General features: G+C 69.7%; 16 protein-coding genes and 1 pseudogene. 6 read left to right on the plus strand and 11 right to left on the minus strand.

The genetic code is table 11. The annotated features are described in order from the left end of the window. Positions 1–26 precede the first annotated feature (26 nt). The 6 genes from FHW12_RS04210 to FHW12_RS04235 form a co-directional block, all read right to left on the minus strand. Positions 27–119 (minus strand): potassium-transporting ATPase subunit F, encoded by a 93-nt coding sequence (locus tag FHW12_RS04210; RefSeq protein WP_182529712.1) that lies wholly within the window; start codon positions 117–119, stop codon positions 27–29. 13 nt (positions 120–132) lie between these two features. Further along, positions 133–843, minus strand: a complete 711-nt coding sequence (locus FHW12_RS04215) for a TorF family putative porin (RefSeq protein WP_182529713.1) — start codon at positions 841–843, stop codon at positions 133–135. A 211-nt stretch (positions 844–1,054) separates the two neighbouring features. After that, positions 1,055–1,471, minus strand: a complete 417-nt coding sequence (locus FHW12_RS04220; protein WP_182529714.1) for a glutaredoxin family protein — start codon at positions 1,469–1,471, stop codon at positions 1,055–1,057. Positions 1,472–1,576: 105 nt separating this feature from the next. Beyond that, positions 1,577–1,783 (minus strand): hypothetical protein, encoded by a 207-nt coding sequence (locus FHW12_RS04225; protein ID WP_182529715.1) that lies wholly within the window; start codon positions 1,781–1,783, stop codon positions 1,577–1,579. 116 nt (positions 1,784–1,899) lie between these two features. Continuing rightward, positions 1,900–2,601, minus strand: a complete 702-nt coding sequence (locus tag FHW12_RS04230) for a DUF429 domain-containing protein (RefSeq protein ID WP_182529716.1) — start codon at positions 2,599–2,601, stop codon at positions 1,900–1,902. 22 nt (positions 2,602–2,623) lie between these two features. Continuing rightward, positions 2,624–3,550: a M14 family metallopeptidase gene (locus tag FHW12_RS04235; RefSeq protein WP_182529717.1), complete on the minus strand. Its 927-nt coding sequence runs from the start codon at positions 3,548–3,550 to the stop codon at positions 2,624–2,626. Positions 3,551–3,678: 128 nt separating this feature from the next. Here FHW12_RS04235 and FHW12_RS04240 point away from each other — a divergent pair, with 128 nt between their 5' ends. Then, a complete protein-coding gene (locus tag FHW12_RS04240; protein WP_182529718.1) occupies positions 3,679–4,185 on the plus strand; it encodes a hypothetical protein in 507 nt (168 codons plus the stop codon). A gap of 30 nt (positions 4,186–4,215) precedes the next feature. On the opposite strand, the gene FHW12_RS21045 is transcribed toward FHW12_RS04240, so the two are convergent. From FHW12_RS21045 to FHW12_RS04250, 4 genes and pseudogenes are all read right to left on the minus strand, one after another. After that, positions 4,216–5,499, minus strand: coding sequence for a hypothetical protein (locus FHW12_RS21045; protein WP_220484292.1), 1,284 nt, complete (start codon positions 5,497–5,499; stop codon positions 4,216–4,218). A gap of 131 nt (positions 5,500–5,630) precedes the next feature. Then, on the minus strand, positions 5,631–5,771 hold the full coding sequence (locus FHW12_RS21050; RefSeq protein ID WP_220484293.1) for a hypothetical protein: 141 nt from the start codon (positions 5,769–5,771) through the stop codon (positions 5,631–5,633). Positions 5,772–5,893: 122 nt separating this feature from the next. Beyond that, positions 5,894–6,415 (minus strand): annotated as a pseudogene (locus tag FHW12_RS21755) (ABC transporter permease); the annotation flags it as partial. Next, a complete protein-coding gene (locus tag FHW12_RS04250) occupies positions 6,412–7,335 on the minus strand; it encodes an ABC transporter ATP-binding protein (RefSeq protein ID WP_182529719.1) in 924 nt (307 codons plus the stop codon). The gene FHW12_RS04250 and the pseudogene FHW12_RS21755, both read right to left, overlap by 4 nt. A gap of 115 nt (positions 7,336–7,450) precedes the next feature. Between FHW12_RS04250 and FHW12_RS04255 the strand changes: the two genes are divergently transcribed. From FHW12_RS04255 to paoC, 5 genes are all read left to right on the plus strand, one after another. After that, positions 7,451–7,969, plus strand: coding sequence for a hypothetical protein (locus FHW12_RS04255; RefSeq protein WP_182529720.1), 519 nt, complete (start codon positions 7,451–7,453; stop codon positions 7,967–7,969). Further along, complete coding sequence (locus tag FHW12_RS04260; protein ID WP_182529721.1) at positions 7,969–8,211, plus strand: helix-turn-helix domain-containing protein; 243 nt, start codon at positions 7,969–7,971, stop codon at positions 8,209–8,211. Before FHW12_RS04255 ends, FHW12_RS04260 begins: the two co-directional genes overlap by 1 nt. Positions 8,212–8,301: 90 nt before the next feature. Beyond that, complete coding sequence (gene paoA / locus FHW12_RS04265) at positions 8,302–8,955, plus strand: aldehyde dehydrogenase iron-sulfur subunit PaoA (protein WP_182529722.1); 654 nt, start codon at positions 8,302–8,304, stop codon at positions 8,953–8,955. Then, positions 8,952–9,908 (plus strand): FAD binding domain-containing protein, encoded by a 957-nt coding sequence (locus FHW12_RS04270; protein WP_182529723.1) that lies wholly within the window; start codon positions 8,952–8,954, stop codon positions 9,906–9,908. Before paoA ends, FHW12_RS04270 begins: the two co-directional genes overlap by 4 nt. Then, positions 9,905–12,106, plus strand: a complete 2,202-nt coding sequence (gene paoC, locus FHW12_RS04275) for an aldehyde oxidoreductase molybdenum-binding subunit PaoC (RefSeq protein WP_182529724.1) — start codon at positions 9,905–9,907, stop codon at positions 12,104–12,106. Before FHW12_RS04270 ends, paoC begins: the two co-directional genes overlap by 4 nt. A 269-nt stretch (positions 12,107–12,375) precedes the next feature. Here paoC and ligD read toward each other — a convergent pair whose 3' ends face one another. Then, on the minus strand, positions 12,376–14,988 hold the full coding sequence (ligD, locus tag FHW12_RS04280; protein WP_182529725.1) for a DNA ligase D: 2,613 nt from the start codon (positions 14,986–14,988) through the stop codon (positions 12,376–12,378). Between the last annotated feature and the right edge of the window lie 56 nt (positions 14,989–15,044).

A 15,044-nucleotide genomic window follows, 5' to 3' on the forward strand; every position in this document is an offset into this window, starting at 1 on the left:
GACCTTGTCGCGTGAGGTCATGGCGCTCAGAAATCCTCGGGGCGCAGCACGACGTAGAGCAGGTAGATGAAGGTCAGGACGACCAGCACGCTGCAGACCAATACCAACCAGCCGGGCATGTTCGCGTTCTCCTCAGAATGCGGCTTGCAGCGCGGCTTCGACGCGCGTGCCCGCGACGTCGTCGCCGAAGATCGCCTTCGCGTGGCCATCGGTGGCATGGCCGGACAGGCGCAGCTCGAACGGCGCATGGAACGCCCAGATCGCGTTGACCTGCGCATGCGTGTAGCCGTCGCGCGCGACGACGTCGCGGCTCAGGAAGTAGTGCGACACCATCGCCTCGAGGCGAAAGCGGTCGTCGAGCGGGAAACGCGCGCCGATCTGCGTGTAGAGGCCGCTGTGGTCGTAGCCGAGCGCCTCGTTCGACCAGCCTGCCGACAGCCAGTAGTTGTTTCGGTACGTCACCGTGCCGTCGAGCTCGGTCCAGTCGAGATCGACGGTCGTGCCGGGGTAGTGATAGCGCAGCACGTTGGCGTCGACGGCCCAATCCTCCGACAGGGCATGACTCCAGCCGAGCGTGAAGTCGAGTTCGGTGCTGGCATCGAGCGCAGGCGCGAACTTGATGCTCGATCCCCACGCCGACGCATAGAAGCCGGTGTCGCCGGATACCTTGAAGCCGGCCTGTGCCGCGGGTTCACCGTCGGACTGCGTGCTGCCGCGCCAGACATAGTCGGTGGTCAGCGTGGCGTTGCCGTTGAACGTCAGGGCCTGCGCTGCAGGCGCACCGAGCGAGACAGCGAGCGCGAGCGGCAACAGGGGGCCGCGCGGTGGATGGAGTCGGAACATGGCGATGGAAGACCCTCGCGAGGCCGTATCGGCCACCGCGAAAGTCTGGGTCGCTGGCGCGTAAAGCCTCCATTCCGCGCGGGCACCGCGGGCGTAAATTCATCGTAAAACCTGCGCGGGCACGAGGCGCGCTCGCGCCGCCGCGCGCCGAACGGCGATCGCATGCGCAGTGCGACGACGCGGCGCGACGGCGCGCCCGGTGCCGCGGGCCTCAGTGCGTGGCGCCGACCGCCGCGACGCGGCCACCGAGTGTCGAGCGGTAGGTCGCCTCGTCGAAACCCGTGACACGCAGGCTCGCCGTGACGAGCACGGGCACGCTGTTCGCGTGCAGGCGGTCGTACAACGCGCGTGCGGGCGGCGACACGTCGACGTCGTAGACGACGTGCTCGACCTTCATCGCGTCGAGCAACGCGCGTGCCTGCCGGCAGTACGGACATGTCGTCGTCGCGAACAGCACGACCGGCTCGCCCGCGTCGCGCACGATCGCCGAGTAGTCACCCGCCTGCAGCACGGGCGGCGCGGTGACGCTGCGAAGCATCGATATGCCGAGCCAGCCGCAGGCGGCGGCGATGGCGACGAGCGCGACCGTCGAGGCGACGCCGCGCAGCACGCGCAGAGGTCCGTTCATCATCCACTCCCATCACCGCATCGCCGGTCGCCGTCCCTCGCAGCCGTCGATGCACGTGTCACGAAACGGATCGGGTGACGTCCCTGTCGCCCGAAGGGGACCAGGCTAGAGGCCGTAGATCGCGCAGCAGACGCTGGCCGGCAGCCAGTTCAGGCACGAAAGGTAGTGGCCCGTATCGGCCGGATCGATCATGCAGACATGACCGCCGCCACCACCGCCGGGCGGCAGTGCCCACGCGGAGGCCGCGGAAAGGCCGAGGACGAGGCCGAACAGCACCGTGCGAACGCGCATCGCGCCAAGTAGCTTCTTCATGCAAAGCTCCTTTGTTGACAAAGGGACCGCGTCATTGCGGCCCATCGTCGGAGAACGCCTCGACGCGGCGGATTGAGACATCGCGACGCGGCGCCGTGGCCGCGCGCGCAGGCAGTTCAGTAGTGGATCGCGACGTTCCAGCCGTTCGCGTCGACCACGGGCGTCGGTGGCAGCGAGCGCGCGACGCCGTCGGCGATCCGCTCGGCCGACCACAGCGCCGCGAACGCGTCGAGCACGTCGTCGGCGGCAGCGACGCGACGCGGCACGGAGGCGAGCAGCGCGCGCACCGCCGCCTCGTCGAACACGCGAGCGAGCAGCGCGAGCCGCTGCTCGCGACCCTGCGTGGTCTTTTTTCCCGCGGCGAGGCCGACGCCGCCGTTCATCGCCGCGAACGAGACTTCCGGATGGATCTCGAACACGCGCGCACGTGCATCGGCGTCCTCGCGCAACGCCTCGTCCCACGCGCGGATCTTCGGCAGGATGCCGAACGCCTGGGCGCTGAGGCCGCGGCCGTCGTCGAGTTGGCGGTGCAGCCGCAGCGCTTCGGCGTACGTCGTCGCACCGAGCACGCCGCGTACCGGCGCGGAGAAGATGCTCGACGCGCGCGGCCAGCCGACGAACGCGCGCGCGTCGCCGTCGGGCGCACGCCGGCCGCGTTCGGCCAATCCGATCGGCACGTCGACCGCGATCACGCGCGCGCCGGCGTGCGCCGCGATCAGCTCTCGCGGCCCGGCGTGCACGGCGCACGCGAAGCCGTCGCGCGTGCGCTCGACCGCGAACCACGCCGCCTTGCAACCGTCGACGCCGACGCAGCGCACGCGTCCCGCCGGACGCCGCGGGTCAGCGCGACGCGCGCGCGAGCGCGAAGTCGATCGCCGCGCAGACCGCGGCCGCCTGCGCCGCGTTGCACTGATCGGGCGTCGCGCGCGGACTGTCGGGATACACTTCGGTCGTCGTCGTGTACGGCGCGTTGGTGATGCCCGCGCAGAGGCCGAGTCGCTTCAGCGGATAGTTGATGACGCCGGGGGCGACCACGGTCGAGCCGATGATCTCGCCCTTCGCGTCCGCGGGCGCGATGTGCGTGACCTTCGCGACCGCGGCGATGAGCGCCTGCTGGAACTCGGTCTGCGGGTTCTCGCTGTCGCCGACGACGTAGAAGCCGTCGGGAATCTCGCCGGGTTCGAACGGCACGCCGTCGCGCGCGGCTAGCGCGGGACGGAACTCCGATTCGTCGCTGTCGGTGGTCTCATGCAGGTCGACGTGCACGAGCACGTTGTCGCGCAACGGCGCGACGAGGCGCAGCAGCGCGGCCGACTCCGGCGCCGGGCTGTCCTCGCGGAACGAGCGGTTCGGATCGAGCGCGAGCGGATTCCAGCGGTGGATGCGTTCGTACGCCCACGGGCTCACGCACGGTGCGGCAAGCAGATTCACGCGCCCGGCGTAGTCCTTGGCGTGACGTTCCAGGAAGCGCAGCGCGCCGTGCACGCCGCTCGTTTCGTAGCCGTGCACGCCGCCGGTGACGAGCACGATCGGCAACGCATGGTCCCAGTTGCGGCTGCGCACCGCGAACAGCTCGAACTGCTCGGGCGGATAGTCGAGCTGGCCGTACGGCGCGACGTCGAAGCGGTCGCGCAGGCGATCGATCGCGCTCGCGACGTCGTCGACATAGCTGCGCCGGCGCACCTGGCGCGCCAGCCACGTCGCACGCTCGGCATCGCCCCAGGCCTGGCCGGGCGTGCCGATGGGATAGGTTCCGGATGACAGCATGTTTCGTTCCCGACGATGGATGCAACCGGCGAACTGTAGCACCGCGCGCCCCGTGTCGATGTCCCTTCCGCTGCCGGAATTGCGTATGTAGCCGACGGCGCACTTCGGCGCCCCGCCCGGAAACGCACATGAACCGCCTGCCCCGATCCGCCCTGCCTTTCGTCCTCCTCGCCTCGCTCGCGCACGCGGAGCACCCGCAGTCCCTCGGCGCACGGGTCGGCGACGCCGCCTTCGAATCGGGCGATGCCGAAATCACTTTCATCGCGACCCGCGGCGCGTTCACGCTGAGCGCGTCGACGCGCGGGGCGAGTGCGTGGCCGCCGCCGAAGACGCGCGTCGACCGCCTGTCGATCGTCTGCGACGGTTTCGTCGACGGCCAGCCGCTGCGCCTCGATCATGCGGCGTTCTCACGCAGCACCTGCAGCGTCGTGTTCGATCGCGGCAACAAGCCGATGGGCGGCGCGCCGGACGCGAGCTTCCACATCGACAAGGCGAGCACCGACAACCGCTTCGAGATCACCGCAGCGAACGGCAAGGTCTACACGGGCACGTTCTCGTTCGTCCTCGTCGACGACGCGGGCGCCACCCTGCGCATCGCGGAGGGGCACTTCGAGGCGGAGGATCGCCAGCTCTGACGCTTCCAACGGATCCGTGGCCGGCGAGGCTCACGGGCACGCGAGTCCCGCCGGCAAGGTCAGGCGCGCGATCGCGACCGAGCCGCTGCCGTAACCGGGCACGTCCGACGTCCAGTCGAGCGTGCCGTGGTTGCAGTCGTCGAAACGCAGGTTGACGCTGCCCCACGGCGTGTTCTGCACGCGCGCGGCATCGAAGTTCGCGCCGAAGCGCCCGCCGGGTCCGTTGATCGTCGACAGCGCGACCGTCGCATGGTCGCCGTCGATCGGACCGACGCCACCGATCCACGCCTGCCCTCCCGCGGGCGCGAACGCGTAGATCTCGACGACGAGCAGGTTGCCCGAAAGGACTTCGAGCGCGATGCCGAACTGGCCGGCCATGCCGGCGTCGGCCCAGCTGCCGGTGAAGCCGTTCGTGATCGGCATGTCGCCGGACGAAGCGGTCGCGGGGACGAGCGCGATGAACGTGCCGCCGTCGATCGCGCCGTCGTCGACGGTCGCGAGCACGCCGAGGTCGGCCCCCGTGCTTCGATCGAAGCGCCGCACGCGGTTGCCGCTGAGCACGAGGATCGAACCGTCCGCGTCGAGCGCGAGCCCGGTCGGCGTGCCGAGGCCGGTGACCGCCTTGCCGACGAACGCGCCGGTGTTCGCATCGAAGCGGTACACCTCGCCGCTGCCTTCGCCGCCGACGAGGATCGTCGCGCCCTCGTCGACGATGCCGCGCGTACGCCGTAGCCCTTGCGTGCGCGACGGCACGAAGGTGGCGAGGACCTCGCCGGTCGCCGGGTTCACGCGCGCGACGCTCGCGGTCGAGTAGCCGGGTACGTAGAGCAAGCCGGCCGCGCTCATCATGAGGCCGTTGTCGGCACCGAGCAGGCCGCTGTCGCCCGGCAGCACGGTGCCGACCACCTGTCCCGTCGCGCGATCGAGCTCGAACACGCGGCTCGTGCCGTAGCTCGCGACGTAGACGCGGCCGTCCGCGCCGAACGCGATGCCGGTCGGATCGATCTCGGGCGTGAACTGCGCGAACACGTCGACGAACGCGTAGTCGGCGTCGTGGCGGTAGCGCTGGATCTGCCCGTTCACTTCGCTGACCACGTAGACGAGGTCGTCGGCGGGATTGAGCCGTACCGCCTGCGCGCCCTTGATGCGCCCCGCAGCGTCCAGCTGACGCAGGAAGCGACCGTTGCAGCCGTCGAAGATCGCGACATTGTTGGAGAAGTAGCCGCTCACGAACAGGTGCCGCGCGCACGACTGCGCATGCGCGAGGCTGGCCGCGGCGAACGCGAAGGCGGCGAGGACGAGGCGGACGAACATGGCGGCGGCTCCTGCAGGGCGACGCGCCGACGATGGGCGAATCGGCCGGCGACTTCCTTCGCGAAGCCTTCGGGCGGCTCCCTTTTTCCTCCTTTCCGAGGAAAGACGGCACGATGGGCGCGGGCGCCCCCTCATCCCTTGCTTCGCGCCCGTGCGAACAGCAGGTAACCGACGACGGTGAACAACACGAAATAGCCGAGCGCGAGCCCATGCACGTCGACCACCGGCGGCGGCAACTTGGCGGGACTCGCCACGCCGATATACTGCAACATCGCGCCGCGTAGGGACTCAATGAACCCCAGCGCGTGGAAAGCATGCCGAGCGTGCCGACCCAGAGCAGGAATCCGATGCCGACCGGAACCATCACGTTGCGATGGCGCAGCGCGATCGCGTACTGCAGCCCGACGACGGGCAAGCCGCCGATCGCGTAGCCGAGATCGTCGCGCAGGAACGCAGCCCACGGGATCGGCGCGGTGGGCATCGCCACGCCCGGCACGAGCCAGGCCGGCACCGCGGCGGTGAACCAGAGCGCGAGGTTGAACGCGAGCAGGAACTGCACGAGCAGCAGCAGGACGATCGCGAGCTTGGCGAAGTAGATCGTCGCGGGCCCTATCGGCAAGGTGTGCACCTGCTTCCAAGTGTTGTTGCGGAACTCGATCTGCACGATCAGGCTCGTCGCGAGCACGAGGCCCATCGGCAGGAAGAAGATCGCCGACGATTCCCACGCGCTGGACCACAGTTGCGTCCAGAAGTCCGCGGCCGCGTGCAGCGCCGGCAAACCCGCATGGCGCACGAGGCGTACGACGAGGATGATCGCCGGCGTGAAGCAGGCACCGGCGAGCACCATCCACGTCGCTAGGCTGCGGCGCTGCTTGAGCCATTCGCCCTGCAGCGCATCGACGAACGCGGCGCTCATGCGGCCTCCCGCGCGATGGCCGGATCGACCATGTCGAGGAACAGGCTTTCGAGGTCGTCGCGCGAACCGCCGACCTCCCGTACGCCGATGCCCGCGCCGACGAGGTCGCGCACGATCGCGACGACGCCGGCATCGTCGAGCGCAGGCAACACGAGGCGCCGCTCCTCGATCCGCGCGACATGACCGGCCTGCGCGAGTCGCGCCTGCGCGGCCACGTCGTCGTCGGTGCGCAACACGAGCAACCGTGTCGCGCATTGGCGCGCGCGCAACGCGTCGATCGGCCCCTGGAACAACAGGCGCCCGCGATGCAGGATGCCGACGTGGGTCACGAGCCGCTCGACCTCGGCGAGCAGGTGGCTGGAGACGAGCAAGGTCATGGCCCGCTCGCGATTGAGGTGTCGCAGCAGCGCGCGCATCTCGACGATGCCGTTCGGGTCGAGGCCGTTGGTCGGCTCGTCGAGGATCAGCAGTTCCGGTCCGTGCAGCAGCGCGATCGCGATGCCGAGCCGTTGCTTCATGCCGAGCGAGAACATCCCCGCGCGCTTGCGCCCGGTGCCGGCGAGGCCGACGAGCTCGAGCACCTCGTCGATGCGCGCCTTCGGGCAGCGGTGGATCCGTTGCAGCAGCAGCAGGTTCTCGCGCGCGGTCAGGTGCTCGTAGAACGACGGGGTCTCGATCATCGAGCCGATCCGGCGCAGCAGCCCCCGGCGGTCGTCCTGCAGGCGCCGGCCGAACACGCGGATCTCGCCACCCTCGCACGCGAGCAGGCCGAGCAGGAGGCGCAAGGTCGTCGTCTTGCCGGCGCCGTTCGGCCCGAGGAATCCGTAGATGCTGCCGGCCGGGACATCCAGATCGATGCCGTCGAGGACGAGGTCGTCGCGGTAGCGGTGCACCAGCTGGCGGGTCTGCAGACAGGACATGGCGGTACTCGTGATGAGGCCGGTCGTGCCGGCATGAACGGGGGTTCGGCGCGGTCGAAATTTATGTTTTAATTAAACTACGACCGACAGAAATTTAAGTCAAGGTTAAATTTCAATGCCCGATGCCCTCCTGTCCGCGCCCCTCCCCGCGGCCCTTCGCGCACGCAGCGCCCGCCTCGCCCGCGTCCTCGACGTCCTGCTCGTCGTGCTCGCGTTCCTGCTGCTCGCCGAACGTTTCGGCGCGGTCGCGGTCGCGATCGGGCGCAGCGGTTTCGAGGCGACGACGCTCGCGCAGGCGGGGCGGCAGCTCGCGCTCGCGATCCCCGACGGTTGTTACCTCATGGCGCTCGCCTGGGTTCGCCTCGCACTCGCCGGATTCGCGCGCGGCGCGTTCCACACGCCGGTGATCGCGGCGGCTCTGCGTCGGGTCGGCGTCATGCTCGCGTTCGGCGCCGCGTTCGCCTTGTTCGCCGTGCCGACGCTGCTGCGCTGGTTCGGCAGCGATCCCGGTTACGTGATCGCCTACGACATCGGCAGCGCGGTGCTGTGCGCGCTCGGCGCGTCGCTCGCGCTGGTCGCGCAGGTGCTCGAACGCGCGGCCGCGGTACAGGCCGAACTCGACGGGATCTTCTGATGCCGATCCGCATCACGTTCGACGCACTGCTCGCGCGCAAGGGCATGAAGGCCAAGCACGTCGCGGCCCTGATCGGCGTCAGCGAGACGCAGCTCTCGCTGTTCCGTTCCGGCAAGGTGCGAGGCATACGGTTCTCGACCCTCGCCAAGCTCTGCGCAGTGCTCGAATGCCAGCCGGGCGATCTCGTCGTCTACGACGCGGACCCGCTCGACCTTCAGGCTGCCGACGACGGCGACGACTGAGCGCGGCCCCTCGTCGATACGCCCCGCGATTGAACGCACATTCAGTCCGGGGCGTGCATCGTGCCGGGGTCGTTCGTGCAAGGAGTCCCCATGAACGAATCCGATGCCATCGATCCCTCGCGGCGGGATGCGCTCGTGTTCGGACGCGACCTGCTCCTCGGCGGTGCTGCGGCCCGTTGGGCCGGGCCTTCGCCCGCGCAGGCCGCGACCGCGAACGATCCGCAGGCGCCGGTGACCGTGAAACTCACGCTGCGCGTCAACGGCACGGCGAAATCGCTCGCCCTCGATACGCGCACCACCTTGCTCGACGCCTTGCGCGAACACCTGCACCTCACCGGCACGAAGAAGGGTTGCGACCACGGCCAGTGCGGCGCGTGCACCGTGATCGCCGGCGGCCGCCGCATCAACGCCTGCCTGAGCCTCGCCGTAATGCACGACGGCGACGAGATCACGACGATCGAAGGCCTCGGCGCACCGGGCCACCTTCATCCGATGCAGGCGGCGTTCGTGCGCCACGACGCCTATCAGTGTGGCTACTGCACGCCGGGACAGATCTGCTCGTCCGTCGCGATGCTCGAGGAACTGCGCCGCGGCATCCCGAGCCATGCGGGCGCCGACGTCGCCGCCGCGCCGACGGCGACGCCGGACGAGCTGCGCGAACGCATGAGCGGCAACATCTGCCGCTGCGGGGCCTATTCCAACATCATCGACGCGATCGGCGAGGTCGCGGGGGTGCGCACGTGAAGCCGTTCACCTACGAGCGCGCGACGTCGACCGCGCAGGCCGCCGCGCGTGCGGCAAGCGTGCCCGGGGCGAAGTTCGTCGCGGGCGGCACGAACCTGCTCGATCTCATGAAGATCGAGATCGAAACGCCCGCGCATCTCATCGACGTGAACGGCCTCGACCTCGCGAAGATCGAACCGACGCCCGACGGCGGCCTGCGCGTCGGCGCGCTCGTGCGCAACACCGACCTCGCCGCGGACGCGCGCGTGCGCCGCGACTATCCGGTGCTCGCGCGCGCGCTGCTCGCCGGCGCGTCGCCTCAACTGCGCAACCGCGCCACCACCGCGGGCAACCTGCTGCAGCGCACGCGCTGCCCGTACTTCTACGACCCGGACCAGCCGTGCAACAAGCGCGAACCAGGCAGCGGCTGCGCCGCGCTCGCAGGCTACCGCCGCATGCACGCGATCGTCGGCACGAGCGATGCGTGCATCGCCGCGCATCCGAGCGACATGGCCGTCGCGATGCGCGTGCTCGACGCGCAGGTCGAGACGATCCGCGCCGACGGCACCACGCGCAGCCTCCCGCTCGCCGACCTGCATCGCCTGCCGGGCTCGACACCGCACCTCGAAACGACGCTCGACGCCGGCGAACTCGTCACCGCCGTCGTGCTGCCGCCGCCGCCCGGCGGCGTGCACGTCTATCGCAAGGTGCGCGATCGGGCCTCGTACGCGTTCGCGCTCGTCTCCGTCGCGCTCGTGCGACAGGCCGACGGCAGCGGTCGCGTCGCGCTCGGCGGCGTCGCGCCGAAGCCCTGGCGCAGCGAGGAAGCCGAGCGCGCGCTCGCGTCCGACCCGCAGGCGGTCGTCGACGGTTTGCTGAAGGACGCGCGGACATCGCCGGACAACGCATTCAAGCTCACGCTCGCCCGGCGCACGCTCGACGCGGCAATCGCCGACGCACGGAGCTCGCGATGAAATTCGACACCCCTGCGACGAAGAATCCGATCGATCGCCTCGCGGTCGTCGGCCAGCCGGTCGACCGCATCGACGGCCCGTTGAAGACGACCGGTACCGCACGCTACGCCTACGAGCACCACGATGCCGTCGCGCATCCCGCGTACGGATACGTCGTCGGCGCCGGCATCGCCAAAGGCACCATCCGCTCGATGGACCTTGCGGACGCGAAGGCCTCGCCCGGCGTGCTCGCGATCGTCACCGCGGACAACGCGGGACCGCTCGGCAAGGGCGACAAGAACACGGCGCTGCTGCTCGGCGGACCGAAGATCGAGCACTACCACCAGGCGATCGCACTCGTCGTCGCCGAGTCGTTCGAGCAGGCGCGTTCCGCCGCACGACGCATCCACGTCGACTACGCGCGAGAGCCGGGCGCGTTCGACCTCGCGCGCGCCAGGGATTCGGCCGTGAAGCCGGGGACGGGCAAGCCCGACAGCGCCGTCGGCGACTTCGACGGCGCGTTCGCCGCGGCCGCGGTGAAACTCGACGCGACCTACACCACACCCGACCAGTCGCACGCGATGATGGAGCCGCACGCGTCCACCGCGCTCTGGGACGGCGACAAGCTCGTCATCTGGACGTCCAACCAGATGGTCGCCTGGGGCGTCGCCGACGTCGCGAAGACGCTCGGCATACCGAAGGAAAAGGTGCACCTGATGTCGCCGTTCATCGGCGGCGGATTCGGCGGCAAGCTGTTCGTCCGCGCGGACGCAATCCTCGCCGCGCTCGGCGCGCGCGCGGCGAAGCGACCGGTCAAGGTCGCACTGCCGCGCCCGCTCATGTTCAACAACACGACGCATCGGCCGGCTACGATCCAGCGCATCCGGCTCGGCGCGACCCGCGAAGGAAAGCTCACCGCGATCGCGCACGAGAGCTGGTCGGGCGACCTGCCCGGCGGCAAGCCCGAAACCGCGGTCGACCAGACGCGATTGCTGTATGCCGGCGCGAACCGCATGACCGCGCTACGCCTAGCCGAGCTCGACCTCGCCGAAGCGAACGCGATGCGCGCGCCCGGCGAAGCGCCCGGCCTGATGGCGCTCGAGATCGCGATCGACGAGATGGCGCAGAAGCTCGGCATCGATCCGATCCAGTTCCGCATCGCCAACGACACGCAGGTCGACCCGGAGCATCCCGAGCGCCCGTTCTCGAAGCGCCGCCTGATCGATTGCCTGAACGTCGGCGCGGAGAAATTCGGCTGGAAGGCGCGCAATCCGCGCCCGGCGAGCACGCGCGATGGACGCTGGCTGGCCGGCCTCGGCGTCGCCGCCGCGTTCCGCAACAACCTCGTGACGAAATCGGGCGCGCGCGTGCGGCTCGGCAAGGACGGCATCGTCACGGTCGAAACCGACATGACCGACATCGGCACCGGCAGCTACACGATCATCGCGCAGACGGCGGCCGAGATGATGGGCGTGCCGTTGCATCGCGTCGTCGTGCGCCTCGGCGACTCCGACTATCCCGTCTCGTCGGGGTCGGGCGGCCAATGGGGCGGCAACAGCTCGACCGCGGGCGTCTACGCCGCGTGCACGAAGCTGCGCGAAGCAGTCGTGGCGAAACTCGGCCTGGCGGGCGAAGCGGAATTCGTCGACGGACGCGTGCGCGCCGGCGGTCGCGACGTCGCGCTCGCCGACGCGGCGAAAGGAGGAGAACTCGTCGCCGAGGACGCGATGGAATACGGCGACCTCGCCGAGCGCTACCAGCAGTCGACCTTCGGCGCGCATTTCGTCGAGGTGCGTGTCGACGCGGCGACCGGCGAGACGCGCGTGAAGCGCATGCTCGCCGTGTGCGCGGCCGGGCGCATCCTCAATCCGAAGACCGCGCGCAGCCAGGTCATCGGGGCGATGACGATGGGCGTCGGAGCCGCGTTGTCCGAGCATCTCGTCGTCGATCGCAATGCGGGATTCTTCGTCAACCACGACCTCGCCGGCTACGAGGTGCCCGTGCACGCGGACATCCCGCACCTCGACGTCGTCTTCCTCGACGAAACGGACCCGATGTCATCGCCGATGAAGGCGAAGGGCATCGCCGAACTCGGCATCTGCGGCGTCGCCGCCGCGGTCGCCAACGCGATCCACCATGCAACGGGCATACGCGTGCGCGACTACCCGATCACCCTCGACAAGCTGCTCGACAGACTGCCGCCTTCGACTGACGCTTGAGCCAGCGAAGGTCGAACACGAAGGAAGAGCGAATCCGAAGATTGAAACACGGAGCACACGGAGCACACGGAGGAAAAGCCCTCGATCGAGAAGCGCTTCCCGCCATCTACGTGCTTTCCGCCGAGGACGCCGGGAGTCTCGGGAGATCGGAGAAGAGCCTACTTTCATGAGGCTCCTCTTGCCCTGCTCTCTCCGTGTGCTCCGTGTGCTCCGTGTCGAAGCTCTATTTCCTTTGCGCTTTTCCTTCGTGCCCTTCGCGTCCTTAGAATTCAATCCTTCCGATCCGCGCGCGACGTGCGCCCGCGACGGCGCCGCGGCCTTTCGCCCGCCGCCGCACGCAGCGACGGCAATGCCTGCCGCACGCGGTCGAAGCCCTCCCACGGATCGCGCTTGCGCCGCGCGATCTTGGCGAGCGCGGAGCGGATGTCGTAGGCAGCGGCGCTGCGCAGGCGTGCGAGTTCGCTCCATTCGATCGGCATCGCGACCGGCGCGCCCTCGCGCGCACGCAGCGAGTACGAACCGACCGAGGTCGCGCCACGCGCGTTGCGCAGCCAGTCGATGAAGATGCGCCGCTCGCGCTTCTGCTCGCCGGCGACGCTGACGAAGGTCTGCGGACGTTCGCTCGCGAGCGTGTCGGCGACCTGCTCGGCGAAGCGCTTCGCATCGGCCCAGGTCGCGGCAGACGCGAGCGGCACGACGACGTGCAGGCCCTTGCCGCCGGACGTGCGCAGGAACGACTCGAGCCCGATCGCCGCGAGCGCGTCGTGCACGGTGCGCGCGGCCTTCTTCACCTCGGACCAGGCGACCGAAGGATGCGGATCGAGGTCGAAGATGACGCGATCCGCGTGTTCGAGGTCGGACGCACGCGCGCCCCACGGGTGGAACTCGAGCACGTTCATCTGCACGAGCTGCAGCACGCCGGTCGCATCGTCGACCGCGAGGTAGCGATCGCTGCCGCCGCCCTTCTCCTTCACGGCGACCGCGCGCACGTGGTCGCCCCAGCCGCGCCCCGTGTGCTTCTGGAAGAAGCAGGCCTGGCCAACGCCGTCGGGACAGCGCAGCACGGACAGCGGGCGCGCGCCGACGTCCGCGAGCAGCAGGGGCGCGACCTTCGCGTAGTACGCGGCGACATCGCCCTTGGTGACGCCGGAACCGGGGAATACCTCGCGTTCGGGATGGGTGAGGCGCACGCCGTCGGCGGTCGCCGCGGCAAGCGCCCGCTTCGGGGCCTTCTTCTTCGCTGCCTTCTTCGCGCCGCCCGCAGTCGCGCGCGGCGTGCGACCCATCGCCGTCTTCGCGCGCCCAGCCGAAGCGCGCGACGCTGGTCGCGCATCCTTCACGATATCGTCGAGTGACTTGTCTTCGCGCACGGTCTTCAACGCCGGCTGGCGCAGCAGCCCCTGGCCTCCGAGGCCCTGATGATAGACCTCGACGACGAGTGCGGGCTCGACCCACGTCGCGGCGGCGCGGTCGGCGCGGCTCATCTTCGACACGTCGACGGGCGTCTCGGCGATGCGCGTGCCCGCGAGGTCCTTGCGCAAGGTGCGCAGCTGCTCGCTGCTGAAGCCGGTGCCGACACGGCCGATGTAGGCGAGGCCGCCGCGCGGGCGCGGGCGCGCGAGCAGCAGCGCGCCGATGCCGCTGCGGCTGCCCTTCGGTTCGGTGAAGCCGATCACCACGAACTCGTCGGAGCGGCGCGCCTTGATCTTGACCCAGTCTCCGTTGCGCGTGCCGACGTACGCGCTGTCGGCGCGCTTGCTGACGATACCTTCGAGGCCTGCGCGCACCGCCTGCGCGTACACGCGGGGACCGTCGCCGACCTGGTGCGCCGAGTAACTGAGCGGCCCGGGATGCTTCTTCAGCAGCGCTTCGAGCCGCGCCTTGCGCTCGAGCAGCGGTAATTCGCGCAGCGAGTGTCCGTCGAGATACGGCATGTCGAACAGCATGTACGCGAGCGGCGCCTTCTCTGCCGCAGACAGCCGGCCCTGCAGCGCGTTGAAATCATCGCGCCCGCCGCGCAACGCGACCATCTCGCCGTCGAGCTGCGCGCTTTTCACGCCGAGCGAACGCAATGCATCGACGAGTTCGGGCAGGCGCCTGGTCCACTCGAGGCCGTTGCGCGACCACAGGCGCACCCGGCGGCCCTTGATCGTCGCGAGGATCCGATAGCCGTCCCATTTCGCTTCGTGCAGCCACCCATCGCCCGCCGGCACGCGCTGCTCGGGTTTGCACAGCTCGGGCTGGAACGGGCCATCGTCGATTGCCTCGGCGGTACCGCGTTCCGCGCTTCGCCCCCGCGTGTCGACCGCGGTCCGCGCTGGCTTCGCATCCTTCCAGACCTTTCGGCGCTCGCGCAGCGGCAGCGGCCGATCCGAGCGCGGGTCGACGAAGTCGTCCGCCTCGCGCTCGCCCGCGTACGCGTCGCGGTGCTTGATCAGCAGCCATTGCGGCTTCTTGCCGTCCTTGCGCGTGCGCACGAGCACCCACGAGCCGCGCAGCACGTCGCCGTTCAACGTGAACTTGAGTTCGCCCTTGGCGAGCCCTTCGCGCACGCTTCCCAGAGGCTCCCAGGTGCCGCGGTCGAACACGTCGACGTGGCCGGCGCCGTAGTTGCCTTCGGGGATGCCGCCCTCAAAGCCGGCGTACGACAACGGATGATCCTCGACCTGCACCGCCATTCGCTTGACGTTGGGGTCGAAGCTCGGCCCTTTCGGCACTGCCCAGCTCTTCAGCGTGCCGGCGTGCTCGAGGCGGAAGTCGTAGTGGCGACGACGTGCGTGGTGCAGTTGGACGACGAAGATGCCGTGGCCGCGATCACCGCCGCCTGCGGGTTCGGGAGTCGCGCGGAAATTGCGCTTGCGCTTGTATTCGGCGAGTGCCATGGCGCGTCCGTGATCGGAGGAACGCAGTGTGTTGGCGCCGACCTGAACGACGTCCG

Source organism: Dokdonella fugitiva (assembly GCF_014138265.1).
GTDB lineage: Bacteria > Pseudomonadota > Gammaproteobacteria > Xanthomonadales > Rhodanobacteraceae > Dokdonella_A > Dokdonella_A fugitiva_A.

Excerpts from the sequence above, each read along its gene's own strand:
- FHW12_RS04210 (WP_182529712.1), bottom strand. The coding sequence starts at position 119 with ATGCCCGGCTGGTTGGTATTGGTCTGCAGCGTGCTGGTCGTCCTGACC.
- FHW12_RS04215 (WP_182529713.1), bottom strand. The coding sequence starts at position 843 with ATGTTCCGACTCCATCCACCGCGCGGCCCCCTGTTGCCGCTCGCGCTC.
- FHW12_RS04220 (WP_182529714.1), bottom strand. The coding sequence starts at position 1,471 with ATGAACGGACCTCTGCGCGTGCTGCGCGGCGTCGCCTCGACGGTCGCG.
- FHW12_RS04225 (WP_182529715.1), bottom strand. The coding sequence starts at position 1,783 with ATGAAGAAGCTACTTGGCGCGATGCGCGTTCGCACGGTGCTGTTCGGC.
- FHW12_RS04235 (WP_182529717.1), bottom strand. The coding sequence starts at position 3,550 with ATGCTGTCATCCGGAACCTATCCCATCGGCACGCCCGGCCAGGCCTGG.
- FHW12_RS04240 (WP_182529718.1), top strand. The coding sequence starts at position 3,679 with ATGAACCGCCTGCCCCGATCCGCCCTGCCTTTCGTCCTCCTCGCCTCG.
- FHW12_RS21045 (WP_220484292.1), bottom strand. The coding sequence starts at position 5,499 with ATGTTCGTCCGCCTCGTCCTCGCCGCCTTCGCGTTCGCCGCGGCCAGC.
- FHW12_RS21050 (WP_220484293.1), bottom strand. The coding sequence starts at position 5,771 with ATGTTGCAGTATATCGGCGTGGCGAGTCCCGCCAAGTTGCCGCCGCCG.
- FHW12_RS04250 (WP_182529719.1), bottom strand. The coding sequence starts at position 7,335 with ATGTCCTGTCTGCAGACCCGCCAGCTGGTGCACCGCTACCGCGACGAC.
- FHW12_RS04255 (WP_182529720.1), top strand. The coding sequence starts at position 7,451 with ATGCCCGATGCCCTCCTGTCCGCGCCCCTCCCCGCGGCCCTTCGCGCA.
- FHW12_RS04260 (WP_182529721.1), top strand. The coding sequence starts at position 7,969 with ATGCCGATCCGCATCACGTTCGACGCACTGCTCGCGCGCAAGGGCATG.
- paoA (WP_182529722.1), top strand. The coding sequence starts at position 8,302 with ATGAACGAATCCGATGCCATCGATCCCTCGCGGCGGGATGCGCTCGTG.
- paoC (WP_182529724.1), top strand. The coding sequence starts at position 9,905 with ATGAAATTCGACACCCCTGCGACGAAGAATCCGATCGATCGCCTCGCG.
- ligD (WP_182529725.1), bottom strand. The coding sequence starts at position 14,988 with ATGGCACTCGCCGAATACAAGCGCAAGCGCAATTTCCGCGCGACTCCC.